Origin of the sequence: Pseudomonas sp. SJZ077, from assembly GCF_007993905.1 — a bacterium.
Lineage (GTDB): Bacteria > Pseudomonadota > Gammaproteobacteria > Pseudomonadales > Pseudomonadaceae > Aquipseudomonas > Aquipseudomonas mandelii.
This window is the reverse complement of the sequence record NZ_VIUJ01000013.1, coordinates 112458-133187: the sequence shown is the minus strand read 5'-3', so window position 1 is coordinate 133187 and position 20730 is coordinate 112458. Positions and strand designations below refer to the sequence as shown.

The window sequence follows — 20730 nt, the reverse complement described above, 5'->3', positions numbered from 1 at the left end:
TGTCTGGCCTGGCCCCTTCGCGGGTAAGCCTTGCTCCTACAGGTTTTTCGATTTGCCGCGATATTGTGGTCCATATGGAACCACTGTAGGAGCGAGGCTTGCCCGCGAAGAGGCCGGTTCTGGCAAACCATCTTTCCGATGTTTCACCGCAACCCATCCCGAAACTGCCCCGGTGTCATCCCGGTCCAGCGCTTGAACGCGCGGCTGAAGCTGCTGGTATCGGCGAACCCCAGCATATAGCTGACTTCACTCAACGAGCATTGCGGGTCACGCAGGTGCAGCAGCGCCAGGTTTTCGCGGCTTTCATTGAGCAGCGCGTCGAATCGACAACCTTCGTCCGCGAGATGCCGTTGCAGGCTGCGCAAGCTCAGGTGCAGGGCCTTGGCGATGTGTTCGGCGCTCGGTTCGCCTTCGGGCAATTGTTCTTCAATGGCATCGCGGACCTTGCGTTCCCACGTCAGCGGCTTGAGTTGCGCCAAAGTACGCTTGAGCACTGCTTCGTTGTGTTCAGCCAGTTCCGGATTGGCATCGTCCAGGTGACTGTCGAAGTCCACGAGGGCAAATTCCAGTCGGTCCTCGTCGGCGGCGAAGTGCACCGGCGAACGAAAGACTTTGTGCCATTGATGCGGGTCGGCCGGTTCCGGGCGGCGCAGATACACCGCCAGCGGGGCATATTCGCGGCCCAGGCGATTGCGGCAGGTGCGCACGTAAATCGCGGCAAACGCGTCGATGGCCTCCAGCGCCGGTGCGGGATTGCCTTGCGGAATTTTCAGGCGGAAGCGGTAGCGATCTTCAGCGCGGGTCAGTTCCAGTTCCAGCGCATCGCTGACCACCTGGTGATAACGCACGATGCGCTCGAACACTTCGCGCAGGCTGCCACTGGCCACCAGCGCATAACCGAGTGCATGGAACGTGGTCGGGCTGACAAAACGTGACACCCGCAGACCGATCGCCGGGTCGCCGCTGACCTGCACCGCGATTTCCCACAGGCGCGTGGTGCCCGACAACGGGTAACGGGCGTTCGGGTCGTCCATCAATTGCGGGTCGAGCCCCGCCTGCTGGCACAGAGCGGTGCTGTCGAGGCCCAGCGCATCGAGTTGCTTGCGCAGGGCGCGGGTCCAGCTGGCGAGGGAGGTCGGTTCAGTCATGCTGATTGGCGCTTCCGGTCAACAGGTTGGCGTTCACGGCTACCACGGTGTGAGGGTTCACAAGGCAGGATGCGAACATCAATAACCAGAGGATGGAAGCATGGACGGTACTTCTGCAAGTCCCCAGCGACTGAATGCAGCCCAACGATCAGCGCATATTCGCGAAGTGGTGCTGGCCAGAGGGGTCGAACTGCGAAAACGCTACCCGATTCTCAACCATCAGGACGCCTTGGGCGCGGGCATTCTGGCCTTCGCGCTGGCCGGAATGATCGGTTCAGCGGCGCTCTACCTGACCGGGCACCTGGCCTGGTGGGCGTGCCTGTTGCTCAACGCGTTTTTCGCCTCGTTGACTCACGAGCTGGAACACGACCTGATTCATAGCATGTACTTCCGCAAACAACGGGTGCCGCACAACCTGATGATGGGCCTGGTGTGGCTGGCGCGCCCGAGCACGATCAATCCATGGATTCGCCGGCATCTGCACCTCAATCACCACAAGGTGTCCGGTACGGAAGCCGACATGGAAGAGCGCGCGATCACCAACGGCGAGCCTTGGGGATTTGCGCGGTTGTTGATGGTCGGCGACAACGTGATGTCGGCGTTCATTCGCATGCTGCGCGCCAGGACCTGGGCGCATAAATTCAGCATCATCAAACGCACGTTGAAGGTCTACGCGCCGCTGGCGCTGGTGCATTGGGGCGCCTGGTACATGTTCCTCGGTTTCCATGCGGCGAATGGCATTGCCTACCTGACGGGGTCACCCATCGAATGGTCGGCGACCACGCTGTCGGTGATGACAGTCATCGACATCGCGGCGGTGGTGATCATCGGCCCGAACGTGTTGCGCACGTTTTGCCTGCATTTTGTCAGCTCCAACATGCATTACTACGGGGACGTGGAGCCGGGGAATGTGATTCAGCAAACCCAGGTGCTGAACCCTTGGTGGATGTGGCCTATGCAAGCGTTCTGCTTCAACTTCGGCAGCAGCCACGGGATTCATCACTTCGTGGTGAAGGAACCGTTTTACATCCGCCAGATGACCGTGCCGGTGGCGCACAAGGTGATGCGCGAGATGGGCGTGCGGTTCAATGATTTCGGGACGTTTGGGCGGGCGAACCGGTTTGTACGCGAGGAAACAGCAGAGGCGCAGGAGGTGCGTGCCGCTCAGGCTTGATCGATGTTCTCGGAAACTCAACACGGCAAAGGCGCCCGTCATCAATCTGACCCAAAGGGGCGGTACGTTATGACCCAAGCAGGATGACTTGGTAGTTACTGTATCGCGATCCACTTATGCGTTTCGGATCTAATAAAGTAATTAAATATTCCTTTATTGGATAAGTATTTAAGTCAATCATCGCATCCAGTGATGTTGATTAGGGCTAGCAGATTTTGAGTTTCCGGGGCCGTCTCCTTGGCAGGGTGCGGTCCCTTTTTTTGTCTTTTCAAAACCACCGCATATTCCTTATAGGTCTTAATAAATAGCTTCTTATTCCTTAACGGGTATAACTCTCCTCCCTATACTCGACCGGGAACAGACACGCAGCAGGAGAGCTCCCCCATGCGCAACGAATCAATTCGCTACCTGATTGTGCCGGGCTGGCAAGGATCGCCGGAAGATCATTGGCAAAGTCACTGGCAGAACAGCCTGCCCAATAGCGCTCGGGTGGAGCAGGCCGACTGGCTGACGCCGCGTCGTGAAGACTGGGTTGCCGCGCTGGCAGAAGCGATTGCTGCCGACAGCACGCCGGTGATCTTGATTGCGCACAGTCTGGGTTGCATTACGGTCGCCCATTGGGCGGCCACGGCATCGCTGCATTTTTTGCGACAGGTTCGCGGTGCCTTGCTGGTCGCGCCGGCGGACGTTGAACGTCCGGCATGTGCTCCGGCCTTGCGCAACTTCGCACCGATTCCCACAACCCTTTTGCCCTTCCCGAGCCAGGTCGTCAGCTCCGACAACGACAGCGCCGTGAGTGCGCCGCGAGCCCTGGAGCTGGCTCGCAACTGGGGCGCCGAGGCGGGGATTCTGCCGGGTGCCGGACACATCAACGTGAAGTCCGGTCACCAGCGCTGGGAGCAGGGATTTGCCTATCTCTATCGCCTGCAAAATCGAATGGAACACCACGCCCTGCGACGCGCTTGAACCTTTTTCTTTTTTAGAACGCCAACCCGTCTCCCGGCGGTTCAGGGCGGGAGTCTGCCATGAGTTTTGAAGCCTTCGGTCAGCCACTGCTGACCTTTCCCGACGCAGAAAAAAGTCCCCTGAGTATTCGCGCCAAGGCGCTGGTGTTTGTCGATCCACGTTCCCGGCAGTTGCGCCAGGAGCTGGAACAACTGGCGCCGCGCTCGATCTCGGTGTTGATCCGTGGTGAAACCGGCAGCGGCAAGGAATTGCTTGCGCGGCACATCCATCGTGCCAGTGATCGCGGAGGGTTATTCGTCTCGGTCAACTGCGGCGCCATCAGCCCGACCTATGCTGACGCCGAACTGTTCGGCTATGCCGCCGGCAGTTACAGCGGATCGGCCAGCAGCCGCGCGGGGTGGTTCGGTTCGGCCAATGGCGGCACGCTCTACCTGGATGAGATCGGCGACTTGCCGCTGCCGATCCAGATCAAATTGCTCGCCGCCCTGGAAAACCACGAAGTCACCCGCGTTGGCGCTCAGCAACCGAGCCCGGTGGACGTGCGCCTGGTGGCGGCCACCAGTATCGATCTGGCCCAGGCGGTGGCGGCCGGGAAATTCCATGAGCGGCTTTATCACTACCTCAGCGAAGGTCAACTCGAACTGCCGGCATTGCGTGACAGGGTCGGGGATATTTTGTCGCTGTCAGAATATTTCCTCGGCATCTACAGCCAGCGCCTCGACCTGCCGGTGCCGCTGATCAGTGAGGCCGCGCAGTTGGTGCTGGAGCGGCACAGTTGGCCGGGCAATACCCGGGAGCTGGAGAATGTCATTCACTTTGCGCTGCTGGTCAGTACCGGCGACGAGATTTTGCCGGAGCATTTGAATCTGCCTGAAGTGCCTGTGTCGTTGGTGCAGATAGAGCAGCAGATCGCTCAAGTGAGCAAAAACGGCACGGCTGACGAGCGTTCGGCGCTGAAGGATCTGCTCGAAAGCTTTAGCCGAATGCTGTAACCCGTGTGGGTTAGAGCTGTATGAACAAAATGGAATATGAGAGTGAATAAAAGATATTGTTCGGGAATAAAAAATCCCGGTATTGTCCGCCTCACGCCAGCGATAGCACTTCACTGGCACACGTACTATTTAGCCGTCGTCGCTGACGACCGTGATTTTCGATAAGGACACTGCATGAAAAAGGTTCTGTTGTTCACCGCACTGGCGGCTGCCCTGACTGCGGGCCTGGCCCAGGCTGGCGAGAAACTGGTGGTGGCGGCGACCCCGGTTCCACACGCCGAGATTCTGGAACTGATCAAGCCAACCCTCGCCAAAGAAGGCGTGGACCTGGAAATCAAAGTGTTCACCGACTACGTTCAGCCGAACGTACAGGTCGATCAGAAGCGTCTGGACGCCAACTACTTCCAGACCCTGCCGTACCTGAAAAGCTTCAACGAAGGCAAAGGCACTAATCTGGTAACCGTGATCGGCGTGCACGTCGAACCATTCGGCGGCTACTCGAAGAAAGTCAAAACCCTGGCTGAGCTGAAAGACGGCGCGACCATCGCCATCCCGAACGAAGGCAGCAACAGCGGCCGTGCCCTGATCCTGCTGCAGAAGGCTGGCCTGATCGAGTTGAAAGACCCGAAAAACGCTCTGGCTACGCCGAAAGACATCGCCAAGAACCCGCACAACTTCAAGTTCAAGGAATTGGAATCGGCCATGCTGCCGCGTGTGCTGGATCAGGTCGACCTGGACATGATCAACACCAACTACGCGCTGGAAGCAGGTCTGAACCCGGCTAAAGATGCGCTGGTGATTGAAGGTGCCGATTCGCCTTACGTGAACTTCCTGGTGGCTCGTCCGGACAACAAGGACAGCGTTGCCATCCAGAAACTGGCCAAAGCCCTGACCAGCCCGGAAGTGAAAGCATTCATCGAGAAGAAGTACAGCGGCGCGGTACTGCCGGCGTTCTGATTCGCGAGGTAAACCCCTTCAAGGTTTCGAACGCCGACGGCTGGTAAAGCGTCGGCGTTTTTTTTGCCTGCGAGAAACCTGTGGCGAGGGAGCTTGCTCCCGCTGGGTTGCGACCCTAAATCCTGCACATGCGCTTCTTCAGGCACACCGTTTCGACTGATTTTGCGACTGCTGCGCAGTCGAGCGGGACGGTGCGGCGGTCCGACAAGCTCCCTCGTCACAAAAGCGCCCGCGCATTCAGGCTACTCTGGCCTCCAGCGCCCGGCGCAATGCCACCAATAACTTCACGATTTCCTGCGGATCCAACCGCTGTGGCACTTTCATCTCAGCCATTTTTCTCTTCCTTGTGAGGGTTCAGCCAGGGAGTCTGGCCAAAAGCTGTGCGTCCTTGGAGGGGCTTTTTGAAAAAAAGATCCCTCCTACAGCTGCAAGGAAAATAGTCGTCTTCTTTCGCCGCGACAAATCCGCGGGATAGTTTTTTGCGTGATGCGACAAGGTCGACGTGAAGCTGGCCAACACGATCGTCATCCGAACCTCAGGCTGGCTCTCAGTGGGCTCCGCCACGTGCTACAAGATTTGTGACTTGATGGCTTTATTTGAGGGCGTCAGGTGCACCCATGGAACCCTGTTCTAAGCTCACAGTCGTATCGCCATTGGCACGTCCGTACAACGCAAAGGAGTCTGCATGGCTGGTCCCGGATTGAAAATAGCGGTTGGTCTGAGCCTCCTTGCACTACTGACCGCGTGTGGCGATAAAAAACCGGTCGAGAAGGACCGTCCACGGGTCTTCGTCCAAGAGGTCAAACCCTTGGATTACGCCGCGTCGGTGACGCTCACCGGCGATGTTCAGGCCCGGGTCCAGACTGAGTTGTCGTTCCGCGTGGGCGGCAAGATCATTCAGCGCATGGTCGATGTCGGTGACCGAGTGTCGGCCAAACAAGTGCTGGCCAGACTCGATCCCAAAGACCTGCAGACCAGCGTCAATTCGGCCCAGGCCCAAGTCACCGCCGAGCAGGCCCGGGTCAAACAGACCGCCGCCGCGTTTGTCCGCCAGCAAAAACTCCTGCCCAAGGGCTACACCAGCCAAAGCGAATACGATTCCGCGCAAGCTGCCTTGCGCAGCAGTCAGAGTGCGTTGACCGCTGCCCAGGCGCAATTTGCCAACGCCCGTGAACAACTCGGCTACACCGCGCTGATTGCCGAGGCGCCAGGCGTGATAACGGCGCGTCAGGCCGAAGTCGGCCAAGTGGTGCAGGCGACGGTGCCGATTTTCAGCCTGGCGCGCGATGGTGAGCGTGACGCGGTGTTCAACGTCTACGAATCGCTGCTGGCCGAGGCGCCGGAGGATAAAACCATCGTGGTCAGCCTGCTCGACAACCCGTCGATCAAAACCACTGGCACCGTGCGGGAGATCACCCCGGCGGTGTCCGCGCAGACCGGCACCGTGCAAGTCAAAGTCACCCTCGACAGCCTGCCCGAGGGCATGCAACTGGGCTCGGTGGTAAGCGCCACGGCCAAGACGCCGGGCAAGTCCGCCGTGGAATTGCCGTGGTCGGCCCTGACCAAAAACCTCAGCGATCCGGCGGTATGGCTGGTGGATGGCGAGGGCAAGGCGCAACTGCACAATGTTACGGTCGGTCGTTACCTGACCGGCAAAGTGATCATCAGCGCCGGCCTGCAGAGCGGCGAAAAAGTCGTCATCGCGGGCGGTCAGTTGCTGCACCCCGGCGTGAAAGTTGAAATCGCCGAAAACACCTACAAGGATCTTGCTGTGGAAGCTCAGCCATGAAGCGTCTGTTACTGGTGTGCACGGCGATGATGCTGGCGGCTTGCTCGAAAGAGGAACCGCCGCCGGAGCCGATACGTCCGGTGCTGTCGGTCAAGGTCGAATCGCTGGACGAGGAACATCTCGGCCGCTTTGCCGGCAGCATCCAGGCCCGCTATGAAAGCAATGTCGGGTTCCGCGTGCCGGGGCGCATCGCCAGCCGTAACGTCGATGTCGGTGCCGAAGTGGAAAAGGGCGCGCTGCTCGCCACCCTGGACCCTACCGATCAGCAGAATCAGCTGCGTTCCGCCCAGGGCGATCTGGCCAGCGTCCAGGCGCAATACATCAACGCCCAGGCCAGCGCCCGGCGGCAGCAGGAATTGTTCGATCGCGGCGTCGGCGCCCAGGCGCAACTCGATGTCGCGCAGACCGACCTGAAGACCACCCAGGCCTCTCTCGATCAAGCGAAGGCGGCGGTCGATCAGGCCAAGGATCAGCTCAACTATGTCGAATTGCGCTCGGACCACAAAGCCATCGTCACCGCGTGGAATGCCGAAGCCGGGCAAGTCGTCACCGCCGGCCAGCAAGTGGTGACCCTGGCGCAGCCGGACATCAAGGAAGCGGTGATCGACCTGCCGGACACCCTGGTCGACCAACTCCCGAGCGACGTCGTCTTTCAAGTTGCGGCGCAACTGGACCCGAGTATCAACACGACGGCCACTGTTCGTGAAATCGAGCCCCAGGCCCAGAGTGCGACGCGTACCCGTCGAGCCCGCCTGACCCTGACAGACACACCGCCCGGCTTTCGCCTGGGCACCGCGATCAGCGTCACCCTCAGCTCCGCGATCAAACCCCGCATCGAACTGCCCTTGAGTGCGCTACAGGAGGTCGGTGGGCAATCGCGCATCTGGGTCGTCGATACGCAGACCCAGACCGTTGCCCCACGGGACGTCAACCTTCTCAGCCGCACCGATTCGACCATGGTCCTGGCCAACGGTGTGAAGTCGGGTGAGCGGGTGGTCAGCGCGGGTGTGAACAGCCTGAAACCCGGACAGAAAGTGAAAATCGACGAGGACAGCCCCCAATGAAAGGGAGTTTCAACTTATCCGAATGGGCCCTCAAGCATCAGTCGTTTGTCTGGTATTTGATGTTCGTCGCGCTGCTGATGGGCGTGTTCTCGTACATGAACCTGGGGCGCGAGGAAGACCCGTCGTTCACCATCAAAACCATGGTCATCCAGACCCGCTGGCCGGGCGCGACCCAGGAAGAAACCCTCAAGCAGGTCACGGATCGCATCGAGAAAAAACTCGAAGAGCTCGACTCCCTCGATTACGTCAAAAGCTATACGCGGCCCGGCGAGTCCACGGTGTTCGTCAACCTGCGCGACACCACCAGTGCCAAGGACATCCCGGAAATCTGGTACCAGGTGCGCAAGAAGATCAACGACATTCGCGGTGACTTCCCCCAAGGCCTGCAAGGGCCGGGATTCAACGACGAATTCGGTGATGTGTTCGGTTCGGTCTACGCCTTTACCGCCGACGGCTTGTCGATGCGCCAGTTGCGCGATTACGTGGAACAGGTTCGCGCTGAAATTCGTGAAGTGCCGGGGCTGGGCAAGGTCGAGATGGTCGGTGAGCAGGACGAAGTCCTCTACCTGAATTTCTCCACCCGTAAATTGGCGGCGCTGGGGATCGATCAACGCCAGGTGGTGCAAAGCCTGCAAACCCAGAACTCGGTGACCCCGGCCGGTGTGATCGAGTCCGGTCCGGAGCGCATCTCGGTGCGCACCTCGGGGCAGTTCGCTTCCGAGAAAGACCTGGCCAACGTCAACCTGCGGCTCAATGACCGCTTCTACCGCCTGGCCGACATTGCCGACATCAGCCGTGGCTACGTTGACCCGGCGACCCCGGAGTTCCGTTTCAACGGCCACCCGGCCATCGGCCTTGCCATCGCCATGAAGAAGGGCGGCAACATCCAGGAGTTCGGCAAGGCGTTGCACCAGCGCATGACCGACCTGACCGCAGACTTGCCGGTGGGCGTTGGTGTACACACTGTGTCCGATCAGGCCGAAGTGGTGGAAAAAGCCGTCGGAGGCTTCACCAGTGCCTTGTTCGAAGCGGTGGTGATCGTGCTGATCGTCAGCTTCGTCAGCCTCGGTGTGCGCGCCGGGCTGGTGGTGGCGTGCTCGATCCCGCTGGTGCTGGCCATGGTGTTCATCTTCATGGAATACAGCGGCATCACCATGCAGCGGATTTCCCTCGGCGCATTGATCATCGCCCTCGGCCTGCTGGTGGACGACGCAATGATCACGGTCGAAATGATGGTCACACGCCTGGAAATGGGCGAGACCAAGGAGCAGGCGGCGACGTTTGCCTACACCTCCACGGCGTTCCCCATGCTCACCGGCACATTGGTGACCGTCGCCGGTTTCGTGCCCATCGGGTTGAACGCCAGCTCGGCGGGCGAGTACACCTTCACCCTGTTTGCCGTTATCGCGGTGGCGATGCTGGTGTCGTGGATTGTCGCTGTGTTGTTTGCCCCGGTGATCGGCGTGCACATTCTCAGCGCCAAGGTGAAACCCCATGACGCCGAGCCCGGGCGCATCGGCCGTGCATTCAACTACGGGATGTTTTGGGCCATGCGCAATCGCTGGTGGGCGATCGGTATCACCATTGCGCTGTTCGTGGCCTCGGTGTTTTCCATGCAGTTTGTGCAGAACCAGTTCTTCCCGTCGTCGGACCGCCCGGAAATCCTCGTCGACCTCAACCTGCCGCAAAACGCCTCGATGGCCGAAACCCGCAAGGCGGTGGACAAGCTCGAAGCGACGCTCAAGGATGACCCGGACATCGTGCGCTGGAGCACTTACATCGGCGAGGGAGCGATCCGTTTCTACCTGCCCCTCGACCAGCAATTACAGAACCCGTACTACGCGCAACTGGTGATCGTCAGCAAAGGCCTGGAATCGCGCAACGCCCTCAGTCAGCGCTTGCGCGAACGGCTGCGCAAGGATTTCGTCGGGATCGGCAGCTACGTCCAGGCGCTGGAAATGGGCCCGCCGGTGGGTCGCCCGATTCAGTACCGGGTCAGCGGCAAGGACATCGATCAGGTGCGCAAGCACGCCATCGCCCTGGCCACCGAGCTGGACAAGAACTCGCACATCGGCGAGATCATTTACGACTGGAACGAACCGGGCAAAGTCCTGCGCATCGAGATCGCCCAGGACAAGGCGCGGCAACTGGGGCTTTCTTCGGAAGACGTGGCCAACCTGATGAACAGCATTGTGGTTGGTTCGCCGGTGACTCAGGTCGATGACGATATCTACCTGATCAACGTCGTGGGGCGCGCGGTGGACGCGGAACGTGGCACGCCGGAAACCCTGCAAAACTTGCAGATCGTGACCCCGAGCGGCACGTCGATTCCGCTGCTGGCGTTCGCCACGGTGCGCTATGAACTCGAGCAACCGCTGGTCTGGCGCCGTGACCGTAAACCGACCATCACCATCAAGGCGGCAGTGCGTGATGAGATTCAGCCGACTGACCTGGTGAAACAGCTCAACCCCGCCATAGATAAATTCGCCGCTGGTTTGCCGGTGGGTTACTCGGTCGCCACGGGCGGCACGGTGGAGGAAAGCGGCAAGGCCCAGGGGCCGATTGCCAAGGTGGTGCCGCTGATGCTGTTTCTGATGGCGACCTTCCTCATGATCCAGCTGCACAGCGTGCAGAAGCTGTTCCTGGTGGCGAGTGTCGCGCCGCTCGGGCTGATCGGCGTGGTGCTGGCGTTGATCCCGACGGGCACGCCGATGGGCTTTGTGGCGATCCTGGGGATTCTGGCGCTGATCGGCATCATCATCCGCAACTCGGTGATCCTGGTGACCCAGATCGACGCCTTGGAGAAAGAGGGCGTTTCACCTTGGGATGCCGTGGCGCAGGCCACGGAGCATCGACGCCGACCGATTCTGTTGACCGCTGCGGCGGCCAGCCTGGGGATGATCCCGATTGCCCGGGAAGTGTTCTGGGGGCCGATGGCTTACGCCATGATTGGCGGGATCATTATTGCGACGTTGCTGACCTTGCTGTTTTTGCCAGCGCTTTATGTCGCCTGGTACAAAATCCGCGAGCCGCAGAAAGAGGTGCAGTAAGGCGAGCGCTACGCGCTCATCGCGAGCAGGCTCGCTCCTACAGGGGGACCGCGTCCGTCTGGACAACTCGGTCAACTGTAGGAGCGAGCCTGCTCGCGATGGCGTCCTGTCAGGCTACACCGGCTTGCGCCACACACTCGCCAACCAAGGCTGCTGCTCCCGCGGCAGCCCCGCCGGCCGGTAGTAATGCTCCTGCTCCACAAACCCCGCCTCAGTCAGTAATTGCTGCCACGCCGCAAGATCGTGATAAGCCCCATAACGCGGCCCATTCCACCCTTCCTGATTCTCGCCGCGAGGATTGGAACTGAACAACACGCCACCTGGCTTCAACGCCCTGCGCAACTCCTTCAACACCCGAGGCAATTCCTGGCGCGGGATATGAAACAACACCGCATTGGCAAAAATCCCGTCGAAGCGTTCATCCGGCAGGTCCAGCTTCAGAAAGTCCTGCTGCCATACTTCGCATCCACTGTCCTCACGCGCCATCTGCGCAAACTTTTCCGAACCATCAAGCCCGACAGCCCTGTGGCCCATGCGCGTGAACGTCTGCAAATCCCGCCCCGGCCCACAGCCGAAATCGAGAATGTCGAACGGCGCCTCGCCCTGAATATGCCGCAGCAAGGCATCGATGTTCTGGCTGACATCATGATCGCGAGTCCCCTCGCGAAAACCTTCGGCCACCGAGTTGTAATGGTCCAGGGTGGTGGCGGTGATCTTCTGGAGGTCGTCGGGGGTTTGCTTCATGGTCGGCTGCGCACGCAATGGGGATTTGCCGAATATACGCCATCAGACGGGGGGCTGCTTCGCAGCCATTCGCGGGCAAGCCTCGCTCCTACAGTTGATCGAGTTGTTTCGACAGACGCGTACTCCTGTAGGAGCGAGGCTTGCCCGCGAAGGCGATTTCACTGCCGACCGATGTCAGCCCTGCTTCATCCCCAAACAATCAATGGAGCGATCAACCATGGCTTTGGCAATCTCCAGCAAATGCCAAACGGAAAACACCATGGCTCGATCCGCCCCCTTGAGGTGATCGCCACACTGATACGCGGTGACTGAAGCGCAGCGCAGCAAATCCGCAACATAGAGTTGGGTGTCTTCAAAGCTCACGTCTTCACTGACGTTGTAGAACCGCAGTTCATCGGGGGCCGAAGGCTGTTCTCCGGTGAGGTAGAAATCGATCGCACGATAAAGGGCGGAACGATCTCTGAGTGGATCGTCGGTGGGTTTGTCTTGGGTGGATGTTTCGGGAGGTGGATCGGGGACAGATCTTTTCATTGGCGTTGCTCCTATTGCTGCAGGGGAGCCGACACCTTCGCCTACTAAGCGGTGGGTGGCAGCTGTACGCAGGTAGTAGGCCGGTCAATAGGAAAACCGGTGCACCCGAGAGTGCCCCACGTACAGCCACCATTTTCTGCACGCGGCAAGCAACACCGGGCATGAGCATGGAACCGCCATACGCCTATTGTTCCGGGCTACTAAACCCGATCACTGATGAGCAGTGACGGACCGAGACTAGCCACCGAATTTGGCAGGCGCAAGCGAGCGGAATGATCTAGGAAATGTCCTGCAAATGAAAGGGACCAGGCCTGTAGGCACACTGATTTTCCTGTGGGAAATGTTCCCCCTGTTGCGAGGGAAATTGCCCGTGTCGAGGACACTTTTGTGGCGAGGGAGCTTGCTCCCGCTGGGCTGCGAAGCAGCCCCCAGCCATTCGATGAGGTGTGTCAGATAAACCCGGTCTAAAGATCTTGCGATTGCTGCGCAATCGAGCGGGAGCAAGCTCCCTCGCCACAAAAGCGCTACAACCTTGACCGTGTTCAGCGCTTGTTGAGCCCCTGAGCCAAGCGATCCCCACCCAGCTGGATAATCGCCACCAACACCACCAGCAACACAATCACCGTCAGCATGATCTGGCTGTCAAACCGCTGATACCCATACCGATACGCAATGTCCCCCAACCCCCCCGCACCAATGGCCCCGGCCATGGCCGACGAGTTGATCATGGTCACCAGCGTGATGGTGAAACCACCGACAATCCCCGGCAGCGCCTCGGGCAACAGCACATGCCAGACGATGTGCCAGCGCCGGCAACCCATCGCTTGGGCCGCTTCGATCAAACCGTGATCCACCTCGCGCAAACTGACTTCGGCTATGCGCGCAAAGAACGGCGTGGCTGCAATCGTCAGCGGCACCACCGCGGCCCAGACCCCGTAAGTGGTGCCGACGATCAACCGGGTGAACGGAATCAGCGCCACCATCAGAATCAGAAACGGAATCGAGCGGAACAGGTTCACGAAGGCGCCCAGTGCACGGTTCAGCGCCGGTGCTTCGTAGATGCCGCCTTGGGTGCTGGTGACCAGGATGACCGCCAGCGGAATCCCCGCCAGCAGCGCAATCAGCGACGACACGCCCACCATCAGAAACGTGTCGATGAAGCCTTGCAACAAACGATCAAACCACATAACCGAGCACCTCCACCTGTTGCGCCCAGTGGCCGGCGCGCTGACGCAGTTGCTCGGCGCCCAAGGACGACCCCGTCACCGCCAGCAGCAATTGCCCCAGCGCATGGCCCTGAATGCGTTCCACGCCACCTTGCAGCAACCTCACGCGACCGCCGAGGGCGCTGAACAGCGCTGCCAGATCCGGTTCGTCTGTGGCGCTGCCGGTGAAGCGCAAACGCAACACAACCGCCGCATCCGAGGACTGAGGTTGTGGACGCAAACCGCTTTGCAGTTCTTCCGGCAGCGCGTGTTGCAGCGGCGCGAGCAAGGTCTTGCTGACTTCATGCTGCGGGTCGCCAAAGACTTTCCAGACCGGCCCTTGCTCGACGACTTTTCCGTGTTCCAGCACCACCACCCGATCACAGATATCGCGGATCACCGCCATCTCGTGGGTGATCAGTACGATGGTCAAACCCAGCCGCTGATTGATCTCGCGCAGCAGGCCGAGGATCGATTGCGTGGTCTCCGGGTCCAGTGCCGATGTGGCTTCGTCACACAGCAGGATCTCCGGGTCATGCACCAACGCGCGGGCGATGCCGACACGCTGTTTCTGTCCGCCGGACAGCTGCGCCGGATAGGCCTTGTGCTTGCCTTGCAGGCCGACCAACTCCAGCAGTTCGCGGACTTTCTGTTCGCGTTTTTCCTTGGGTACACCAGCGACTTTCAGTGGCAATTCGACGTTCTGCCAAACGGTCTTGGCCGACATCAGGTTGAAGTGCTGGAAGATCATGCCGATCCGTCGGCGCAGCGCGACCAGGCGGTCTTCATCGAACTCGCCGATGTCCACTTGATCGATCAGCACCCGGCCGCTGCTCGGTTGTTCGAGACGGTTGATGGTGCGGATCAGCGACGACTTGCCAGCGCCGCTGCGACCGATGATGCCGAACACTTCACTGCGCTGGATCGCCAGGTCGATGCCGTGCAACGCCGCCACTGGACCCTGCTGACCGGTGTAGGTTTTGCCCAGGCCGATGAAGCGCACATGAGCGCGGTTCAGGTCCGGGTGCAGTTCGGTCTGTTCGGCTTTATGTGGCTCTGGAATCTCCAGTCGCCGTTGGATCGCGGCCGTCATCCTCAGCTTTCCCAGCCGGCTTGATAGAGCTTGCCGTGGGCTTTATCCAAGGCTGCACGAACAGCCGGCGAGTGCTGGTAGATATCGACAAACTTGATCAGGCGCGGATCGGTTTTGCTCTTGGGCTGGATCACGAACTGAATCACGTATTCCTTGTGATCGAGACCGTCGAACAGCAAGGCCGAACCGGCATCGAAAGTCTTCGACAGACGTATATACGCCGGGTAGCCCTGCACCAGATCGGCATCGTCATAGGCGCGCACCAGCTGTACCGCTTCAACCTGGAGGATTTTGATGTTCTTCGGGTTGGCGATGATGTCTTCTTCGGTGGCCTTGTAGCCGACACCCGGCTTGAGGGTAATCAGGCCGGCCTTGGCCAGCAGTTGCAGGCCGCGACCGCTGTTGATCGGGTCGTTGGCAATGGCGACGCTGGCGCCTTGTGGCAGTTCGTCGAAGCTTTTGTATTGCTTCGAGTAGAGGCCGACGTTGTTGATGATCCCCGGCGCAAACGGCACCAGGTCAAAACCGGCGGCAGCCTTGGCGTTTTCCAGGAACGGGACGTGCTGGAAATAGTTCACGTCGATGTCGCCGGCCGCGAGGCTGACGTTGGGGGCGATCCAGTCGCTGAACTCCACGAGGTCGACTTGCAGGCCTTGTTTTTTGGCTTCCTCGACGGCGGCTTCCAGCGGGATGGCGAAGGCCGCGGTGGTGCCGACTTTCAGCGGCGCGTCGGCGGCGAAGGTGACAGAGCTGAAGAGGCCGAGGGCCAGGGCCAGTGCTTTGACTGGGTGGGAGAGGCAGGTCTTTTTCATGATGGGGTTTCCAGTCAGTGCATAAATTTTGGGTGTTTGGGCGGGCCTCTTCGCGGGCAAGCCTCGCTCCTACAGGTTCAGCGCCGTACCGGACACTTGTGAACGACCAATACCTGTAGGAGCGAGGCTTGCCCGCGAAGCTTTTAGCGCCGAAACGCCGAGCCCGTATGTTGCTCAGGCAAATGCGCTTCGCCGTGAAACAGCTTTTCCCGCAGACTGCCGTTGTCATAAGCCGTTTTGTACGACCCACGCCGCTGCAGCTCCGGAATCACCAGCTCAATGAAATCCACATAGCTTTCCGGCGTGACAATCCGTGTCAGGTTGAAGCCATCCAGCCCGGTCTCGGCGATCCACGATTCCAGTTCGTCCGCCACTTGCTCAGGCGAACCCACCACCGTGATGTAGCGGCCGCCGAGGGCGTGTTGATCGAGCAATTTGCGCCGGGTCCAGTCGTTGTTTTGCAGGTTTTTGGTCGCCGACTGGATCGCATTGCTCTTCACGTACTGGATCGGCTCGTCGATCTCGTAGTCGGAGAAGTCGATGCCGGTCGACGCCGAAAAATGCGCCACGCCGGCCTCCGCGCTGGCATAACTCAGGTATTCGGCGTGCTTGGCCCAGGCCAGCTCCTCGGTGGCGCCGACAATCACGTTCAAGCCCATGAACACCTTGATGTCTTCGGGATTGCGCCCGGCTTCAACAGCGCTGGCGCGAACCTTATCCACCTGAACCTTGGTCGATGGTTTGTTCTGCCCGCTGATGAACACGCACTCGGCATGACGCCCTGCGAACAGCAAACCGCGATCGGAACTGCCGGCCTGGAACAACACCGGCGTGCGCTGCGGCGATGGCTCGCAGAGGTGATAACCCTCGACCTGATAGAACTCACCCTTGTGTTCGACCTTGTGCACTTTTTCCGGTTGGGCGTAGATCCGCTGTTGCGGGTCATTCAACACCGCGCCGTTTTCCCAGCTGCCTTCCCAGAGTTTGTAGAGCACTTCGAGGTATTCATCAGCCTGGTCGTAACGGCGGTCGTGTTCGACCTGTTCGCTGAGGCCCATGGCCTTGGCGGCGCTGTCGAGGTAACCGGTGACGATGTTCCAGCCGACCCGGCCGCGACTCAGGTGATCGAGCGTCGACAGGCGGCGGGCGAACAGGTACGGCGGTTCGTAAGACAGGTTGGCGGTGAGGCCGAAACCGAGGTTTTTCGTCACCGCCGCCATGGCTGAAACCAGCAGCAGCGGGTCGTTGACTGGCAGCTGGATCGATTCTTTCAGAGGCACGTCCACCGAGTTCTGGTAGACGTCGTACACGCCGACGATATCGGCGATGAACAGACCGTCGAACAAGCCGCGTTCCAGCAACTGCGCCAGTTCGGTCCAGTATTCAATGGTTTTGTACTGGGTGGAGGTGTCCCGTGGATGCGTCCACAAGCCGTGGTTGATGTGCCCGATGCAGTTCATGTTGAACGCGTTGAGCAGGATCTTCTTTCTCGCCTCGGCCATCAGATGGTCCCTCGCAACGGAGGGTTTTCATCGTTGAGGTAGTAGTTGCCGACGGCGTGATACTTCCAGCGCACCGGGTCGTGCAGGGTATGCACCCGCGCGTTGCGCCAGTGGCGATCGAGGCCGTGTTCGATCAGCGTTGCCTGGCTGCCGGCCAGTTCAAACAACGTGCTGCCGGCGGCGAGGGAAATGTCGGTGCTGATGGCGCGGGCTTCGGCAACGGCAATCGAGGCCGCAGCGACGGTCTCGGCGTTGGTGTTGGCCTGGGCTTTGTCGAGGAATTCGCCGGAGCGTTCCAGCAAGGCTTCGGCGGCGTGCAGGCGAATGCTCAGGTGGCCGAAACTCTTGAGGGTGAGCGGGTCGTCAGTGGCTTTTTCATGGGTGGCGTCGATCCACGGTCGGGTTTTGGTGCGCACGAAGTGCAGGGCGTCTTCATAGGCGGCGCGGGCGATGCCGGTGTCGATGGCGGCGTGAAGAATCTGTGCCAGCGGGCCAACGGTGGTCGGGCGCTCGAACGCACTTTGAAACGGGATGACGTCTTCGGCGGCGACGTAGACGTCTTCGAACACCACCGAACCGCTGCCGGTGGTGCGCTGGCCGAAACCGCTCCAGTCGTCGATGACGGTCAGGCCTTTGCTGTTGTGGGGGACGAACGCCAGTTGCTGCACGCCGTTTTCATCCACCACCGACGTCGGAATGCGTTGCGCATAGATCGCGCCGGTCGCGTAGAACTTGCGACCGTTGATGCGATAACCGTCAGCGTCGCGGGTCAGGCTGGTGACGCGGTCATGGGCGGTTTTGGTGCCCAGTTCCGCCAAGGCATTGCCGAAGCGCTGGCCGGCGAGCACTTCGGCGTACAGGCGTTTTTTCTGCTCTTCGCTGCCGTTCACGCGCAGCACTTCGAGGGCGTAGAAATGGTTCTGCGGGATCTGTCCGAGCGAGCCGTCAGCCTGGGCAATCAGCGCGATGACCTTGGCCAGGGTCACGTTGGAAACCCCGGCGCCGCCGTATTCTTTGGGCACGCTGATGCCCCAAAGACCCGAGCGGGAAAACACTTCCAGCTCCGGGTGCGGCAAACGGCGTTCGCGGTCGCGCAGGGCGCTGTCGCGTTTGAAATCTTCGGCCAGATCGGTAGCGACGATCAGGGCTTGCTCATCGCTGGTTATGACCGCGACGTGGTGAGAATGAGTCATGTGTTTCTCCAGAGATCTGGTCGTTAAATCCAGGAGTGGCGAGCGGGCAGCGTGCCGTTCAGGTGATAGCTGCCGATGGCGTGGTATTTCCAGCGCACCGGGTCGTGCAGCGTGTGCACGCGGGCGTTGCGCCAGTGGCGGTCGAGATTGAACTCGGCGAGGGTCGCGCGGCTGCCGGCCAGTTCGAAGAGTTTTTCGCTGGCGAGCAGCGAGATCTCGGTGGTCAGCACTTTTGCTTCAGCGACGGCAATGGACGCGCGCGCGGCGGACTCGGTAGTGAGGGGCGCGGCGCTGACCTCATCGAGTACTTGTCCGGCCTTGCGCAGCAGTGCCTCGGCGGCGTGCAGTTCAATTTTCAACTTGCCGATATCGGCGATGACGTAGAGGTCGTCGCTGGCCCGCTCGACCTTGGCGTCGATCCACGGACGGGCACGGGTTTTCACGAACTCGATGGCGTCGTCGATGGCACCGCGAGCGATACCGGCGTCAATGGCCGCTTGAATCAGTTGCGACACGGCACCCTGGATGTTCGGGCTGTCGTTGATCTTCCAGTTGTCTACCACCAGCTCGGCGTCGACCCGCACGTTGTTGAGCAAAATGGTGCCGCTGGCGGTGGTGCGCTGACCGAAGCCTGACCAGTCATCCACAATGCGCAGGCCCGGTGTGCCGCGACGGACGAAGGCCAACACTTGCTTGCCGTCGTCGTTCAGCGCCTTGACCGCCACCCAATGGGCGAACAGTGCGCCGGTGGAGTAAAACTTCTGCCCGCTGATGACAAAACCATCCCCGTCAGCGGTGATCCGCGCTTTGAGTTCGAGGGTGTTTTTGGTGCCGTGCTCCGGCCCGGCATTGCCGATGCGCCAGCCTTCGAGCACGCTTTTGAACAGCTGTTTTTTTTGCGCCTCGGTGGCGCTGCCGAGTACCAGGTGCAGGATGCCGAACTGGTTCTGCGGGATCTGTCCCAGTGCCGGGTCCGCCGCAGAAATGATCGCGAAAACCTCGGCCAGGGTGACGAACGAAACCTGTGGGCCACCGTACTCGCGCGCAATGGAAATGCTGCCCAGGCCGCTGCGGGTGAACTGTTCGATTTGCGACCATGGCAATTTGCGCTGCCGGTCACGTTTGGCCGCTTGCAGGCGGGCGACTTGCGCCAGCTCATGGGCGGCCTTGATGGCTTGTGCGTCGTTGCGCAGGACCTGCGCGGGCAACAACAGGGGGGCGATGTCCAGATCACTCTGAACGATTGCATCTGCCAGACTGGACATCAGTGCCGCTCCTTGGCTGCACGCAATGCCCTGGCGATCTGCACTGGGGTGATTGTGTTCCGGACCATACCTACCTCACATCTCATGGAGTCGCCGCGAGGGTTGCGGCGAACGAAAATCAAGAATGTCCGGTGGTCCGGTGCATATACCCTAAACGCGTATAAAAAATTAATAAACTAACTTTTGGGAATATGCATAGAAGGGTGTTGCTTCCCCTGTAGGAGCGAGGCTTGCCCGCAAAGGCGAAGTGTCGGGGACCTTTGATGTTGGCTGACACACCGCCTTCGCGGGCAAGCCTCGCTCCTACAGGGACGGCGGTGTTTTTACTTATTGCGCGTTTCGGCGGCTTTCAATTGCTCTTTGAACGGCACTTTCAGATAGGGATTGTTGCAACCGATCTTGAGCCAGCGCGGTGGTGCCCAGCCGGAGTTGTTGCCCACGCGATCGAGGATGCAGTAAGTCACCTCCAGCCGAAGGTCTTCGCCGGCTTCGAGAATGATCGCCGGCGGCACCCAGACCTGAACCGGCTGGCCCACCTCGTCGGCCTTGAGCTGCGGCAGGTCCATGCGCACATCACCCCAGCGCAGGGTGATTTCATCGTCGACGGCCATGTTCAGGTAAGGCTCGATGGTCAACGGCACGCCCCGCTTGATCTGGTTCGGATTGACCCCCTGACGGCGAATGGTTTCGGGGATGCCCACTGGCGCCAGGTGCTCGTTTTCGTGGCCGCACAGCGTGAGTGGCTGACCGCCCGGGCAATCGAGCTTGATCTGTACCCGTGTGGCGAGCGACAGCGCCGGCCCCTGTCCGACTTGCATGACGCGGTAGTGAATGCAGGAGGAGCCATTGGCAATGAAGCTTTGCGGCACACGCAGACTGACGACTTCGCCGACATCGTCGGCCATGAGGACGCGGGAGGCGACGTAGCAGTTGTCCCAGAACAGTTCGATCAGGTCGCCTTCGTCCATGCCGGGGTAGGGCGCCACATCGATCAGCAGATGGGCCGCCGAAGTGACATTGATGCCCGTCTTGTGGGATTGCGCCAGGGTAGGGGCCGCAAGTCCGGATTTATTCGAGGTGCTTGTCATGGGTTTCTCCTTGACGCCTTGCAGCGAAGTCCGTTTCTGAAAAAATCAAAAGGCGTGTATTACCGAGCAACAAAGTTGTTCACTATTTGCAAGTTTCAATAATGGTTTTTAACGATGGTTGACGCCTGCTGGGGACTAGATAAGAGTGCGCCTGAAT

17 protein-coding genes are annotated in these 20730 nt (G+C 60.1%); 7 read left to right on the top strand and 10 right to left on the bottom strand.

The features are described from left to right. Window positions 1–143: 143 nt before the first annotated feature. Complete coding sequence (locus FBY01_RS19895; protein ID WP_010464838.1) at window positions 144–1148, bottom strand: AraC family transcriptional regulator; 1005 nt, start codon at window positions 1146–1148, stop codon at window positions 144–146. Between the two features lie 100 nt (window positions 1149–1248). On the opposite strand from FBY01_RS19895, the gene FBY01_RS19890 reads away from it, so the two are divergent. The 7 genes from FBY01_RS19890 (at window position 1249) to FBY01_RS19860 (ending at window position 11140) form a co-directional block, all read left to right on the top strand. Continuing rightward, the gene (locus FBY01_RS19890; protein ID WP_145309093.1) at window positions 1249–2322 is read left to right on the top strand and encodes a fatty acid desaturase; all 1074 of its coding nucleotides are present in this window, start codon (window positions 1249–1251) and stop codon (window positions 2320–2322) included. 384 nt (window positions 2323–2706) lie between these two features. Beyond that, window positions 2707–3288 (top strand): alpha/beta hydrolase, encoded by a 582-nt coding sequence (locus FBY01_RS19885; RefSeq protein ID WP_010464834.1) that lies wholly within the window; start codon window positions 2707–2709, stop codon window positions 3286–3288. 59 nt (window positions 3289–3347) lie between these two features. After that, window positions 3348–4280: a sigma 54-interacting transcriptional regulator gene (locus tag FBY01_RS19880; protein ID WP_145309095.1), complete on the top strand. Its 933-nt coding sequence runs from the start codon at window positions 3348–3350 to the stop codon at window positions 4278–4280. A 174-nt stretch (window positions 4281–4454) separates the two neighbouring features. Further along, complete coding sequence (locus tag FBY01_RS19875; RefSeq protein ID WP_010464830.1) at window positions 4455–5237, top strand: MetQ/NlpA family ABC transporter substrate-binding protein; 783 nt, start codon at window positions 4455–4457, stop codon at window positions 5235–5237. 685 nt (window positions 5238–5922) lie between these two features. Further along, on the top strand, window positions 5923–7026 hold the full coding sequence (locus FBY01_RS19870; RefSeq protein WP_145309097.1) for an efflux RND transporter periplasmic adaptor subunit: 1104 nt from the start codon (window positions 5923–5925) through the stop codon (window positions 7024–7026). After that, the gene (locus FBY01_RS19865) at window positions 7023–8090 is read left to right on the top strand and encodes an efflux RND transporter periplasmic adaptor subunit (RefSeq protein WP_010464827.1); all 1068 of its coding nucleotides are present in this window, start codon (window positions 7023–7025) and stop codon (window positions 8088–8090) included. The genes FBY01_RS19870 and FBY01_RS19865 overlap by 4 nt, the downstream gene beginning before the upstream one ends. Further along, a complete protein-coding gene (locus tag FBY01_RS19860; protein WP_010464825.1) occupies window positions 8087–11140 on the top strand; it encodes an efflux RND transporter permease subunit in 3054 nt (1017 codons plus the stop codon). Before FBY01_RS19865 ends, FBY01_RS19860 begins: the two co-directional genes overlap by 4 nt. A 114-nt stretch (window positions 11141–11254) precedes the next feature. On the opposite strand, the gene FBY01_RS19855 is transcribed toward FBY01_RS19860, so the two are convergent. The 9 genes from FBY01_RS19855 to FBY01_RS19810 all read right to left on the bottom strand — a co-directional run bounded on the left by FBY01_RS19855 (window position 11255) and on the right by FBY01_RS19810 (window position 20573). Further along, window positions 11255–11884 (bottom strand): bifunctional 2-polyprenyl-6-hydroxyphenol methylase/3-demethylubiquinol 3-O-methyltransferase UbiG, encoded by a 630-nt coding sequence (locus tag FBY01_RS19855; RefSeq protein WP_010464822.1) that lies wholly within the window; start codon window positions 11882–11884, stop codon window positions 11255–11257. Window positions 11885–12058: 174 nt separating this feature from the next. Then, window positions 12059–12415, bottom strand: a complete 357-nt coding sequence (locus FBY01_RS19850) for a DUF6124 family protein (protein ID WP_010464820.1) — start codon at window positions 12413–12415, stop codon at window positions 12059–12061. 542 nt (window positions 12416–12957) lie between these two features. Next, entirely contained in the window at window positions 12958–13602 is a 645-nt protein-coding gene (locus tag FBY01_RS19840; RefSeq protein ID WP_010464818.1) for a methionine ABC transporter permease, read from the bottom strand. Next, window positions 13592–14713, bottom strand: coding sequence for a methionine ABC transporter ATP-binding protein (locus FBY01_RS19835; RefSeq protein WP_145309099.1), 1122 nt, complete (start codon window positions 14711–14713; stop codon window positions 13592–13594). Before FBY01_RS19835 ends, FBY01_RS19840 begins: the two co-directional genes overlap by 11 nt. 2 nt (window positions 14714–14715) lie before the next feature. Further along, a complete protein-coding gene (locus FBY01_RS19830; RefSeq protein WP_010464814.1) occupies window positions 14716–15525 on the bottom strand; it encodes a MetQ/NlpA family ABC transporter substrate-binding protein in 810 nt (269 codons plus the stop codon). Window positions 15526–15668: 143 nt separating this feature from the next. Continuing rightward, complete coding sequence (locus FBY01_RS19825; RefSeq protein WP_145309101.1) at window positions 15669–17027, bottom strand: LLM class flavin-dependent oxidoreductase; 1359 nt, start codon at window positions 17025–17027, stop codon at window positions 15669–15671. Beyond that, window positions 17027–18220 (bottom strand): SfnB family sulfur acquisition oxidoreductase, encoded by a 1194-nt coding sequence (locus FBY01_RS19820; protein WP_077747491.1) that lies wholly within the window; start codon window positions 18218–18220, stop codon window positions 17027–17029. Before FBY01_RS19820 ends, FBY01_RS19825 begins: the two co-directional genes overlap by 1 nt. A 23-nt stretch (window positions 18221–18243) precedes the next feature. Continuing rightward, on the bottom strand, window positions 18244–19485 hold the full coding sequence (locus FBY01_RS19815) for an SfnB family sulfur acquisition oxidoreductase (protein WP_145309103.1): 1242 nt from the start codon (window positions 19483–19485) through the stop codon (window positions 18244–18246). Window positions 19486–19808: 323 nt separating this feature from the next. Further along, on the bottom strand, window positions 19809–20573 hold the full coding sequence (locus FBY01_RS19810; RefSeq protein ID WP_077747493.1) for a hypothetical protein: 765 nt from the start codon (window positions 20571–20573) through the stop codon (window positions 19809–19811). Between the last annotated feature and the right edge of the window lie 157 nt (window positions 20574–20730).

What these genes read in the sequence shown, in the direction of transcription:
- FBY01_RS19895 (WP_010464838.1), bottom strand. Translation starts at nt 1,148, where the DNA reads ATGACTGAACCGACCTCCCTCGCCAGCTGGACCCGCGCCCTGCGCAAG.
- FBY01_RS19890 (WP_145309093.1), top strand. Translation starts at nt 1,249, where the DNA reads ATGGACGGTACTTCTGCAAGTCCCCAGCGACTGAATGCAGCCCAACGA.
- FBY01_RS19885 (WP_010464834.1), top strand. Translation starts at nt 2,707, where the DNA reads ATGCGCAACGAATCAATTCGCTACCTGATTGTGCCGGGCTGGCAAGGA.
- FBY01_RS19880 (WP_145309095.1), top strand. Translation starts at nt 3,348, where the DNA reads ATGAGTTTTGAAGCCTTCGGTCAGCCACTGCTGACCTTTCCCGACGCA.
- FBY01_RS19875 (WP_010464830.1), top strand. Translation starts at nt 4,455, where the DNA reads ATGAAAAAGGTTCTGTTGTTCACCGCACTGGCGGCTGCCCTGACTGCG.
- FBY01_RS19870 (WP_145309097.1), top strand. Translation starts at nt 5,923, where the DNA reads ATGGCTGGTCCCGGATTGAAAATAGCGGTTGGTCTGAGCCTCCTTGCA.
- FBY01_RS19865 (WP_010464827.1), top strand. Translation starts at nt 7,023, where the DNA reads ATGAAGCGTCTGTTACTGGTGTGCACGGCGATGATGCTGGCGGCTTGC.
- FBY01_RS19860 (WP_010464825.1), top strand. Translation starts at nt 8,087, where the DNA reads ATGAAAGGGAGTTTCAACTTATCCGAATGGGCCCTCAAGCATCAGTCG.
- FBY01_RS19855 (WP_010464822.1), bottom strand. Translation starts at nt 11,884, where the DNA reads ATGAAGCAAACCCCCGACGACCTCCAGAAGATCACCGCCACCACCCTG.
- FBY01_RS19850 (WP_010464820.1), bottom strand. Translation starts at nt 12,415, where the DNA reads ATGAAAAGATCTGTCCCCGATCCACCTCCCGAAACATCCACCCAAGAC.
- FBY01_RS19840 (WP_010464818.1), bottom strand. Translation starts at nt 13,602, where the DNA reads ATGTGGTTTGATCGTTTGTTGCAAGGCTTCATCGACACGTTTCTGATG.
- FBY01_RS19835 (WP_145309099.1), bottom strand. Translation starts at nt 14,713, where the DNA reads ATGACGGCCGCGATCCAACGGCGACTGGAGATTCCAGAGCCACATAAA.
- FBY01_RS19830 (WP_010464814.1), bottom strand. Translation starts at nt 15,525, where the DNA reads ATGAAAAAGACCTGCCTCTCCCACCCAGTCAAAGCACTGGCCCTGGCC.
- FBY01_RS19825 (WP_145309101.1), bottom strand. Translation starts at nt 17,027, where the DNA reads ATGGCCGAGGCGAGAAAGAAGATCCTGCTCAACGCGTTCAACATGAAC.
- FBY01_RS19820 (WP_077747491.1), bottom strand. Translation starts at nt 18,220, where the DNA reads ATGACTCATTCTCACCACGTCGCGGTCATAACCAGCGATGAGCAAGCC.
- FBY01_RS19815 (WP_145309103.1), bottom strand. Translation starts at nt 19,485, where the DNA reads ATGTCCAGTCTGGCAGATGCAATCGTTCAGAGTGATCTGGACATCGCC.
- FBY01_RS19810 (WP_077747493.1), bottom strand. Translation starts at nt 20,573, where the DNA reads ATGACAAGCACCTCGAATAAATCCGGACTTGCGGCCCCTACCCTGGCG.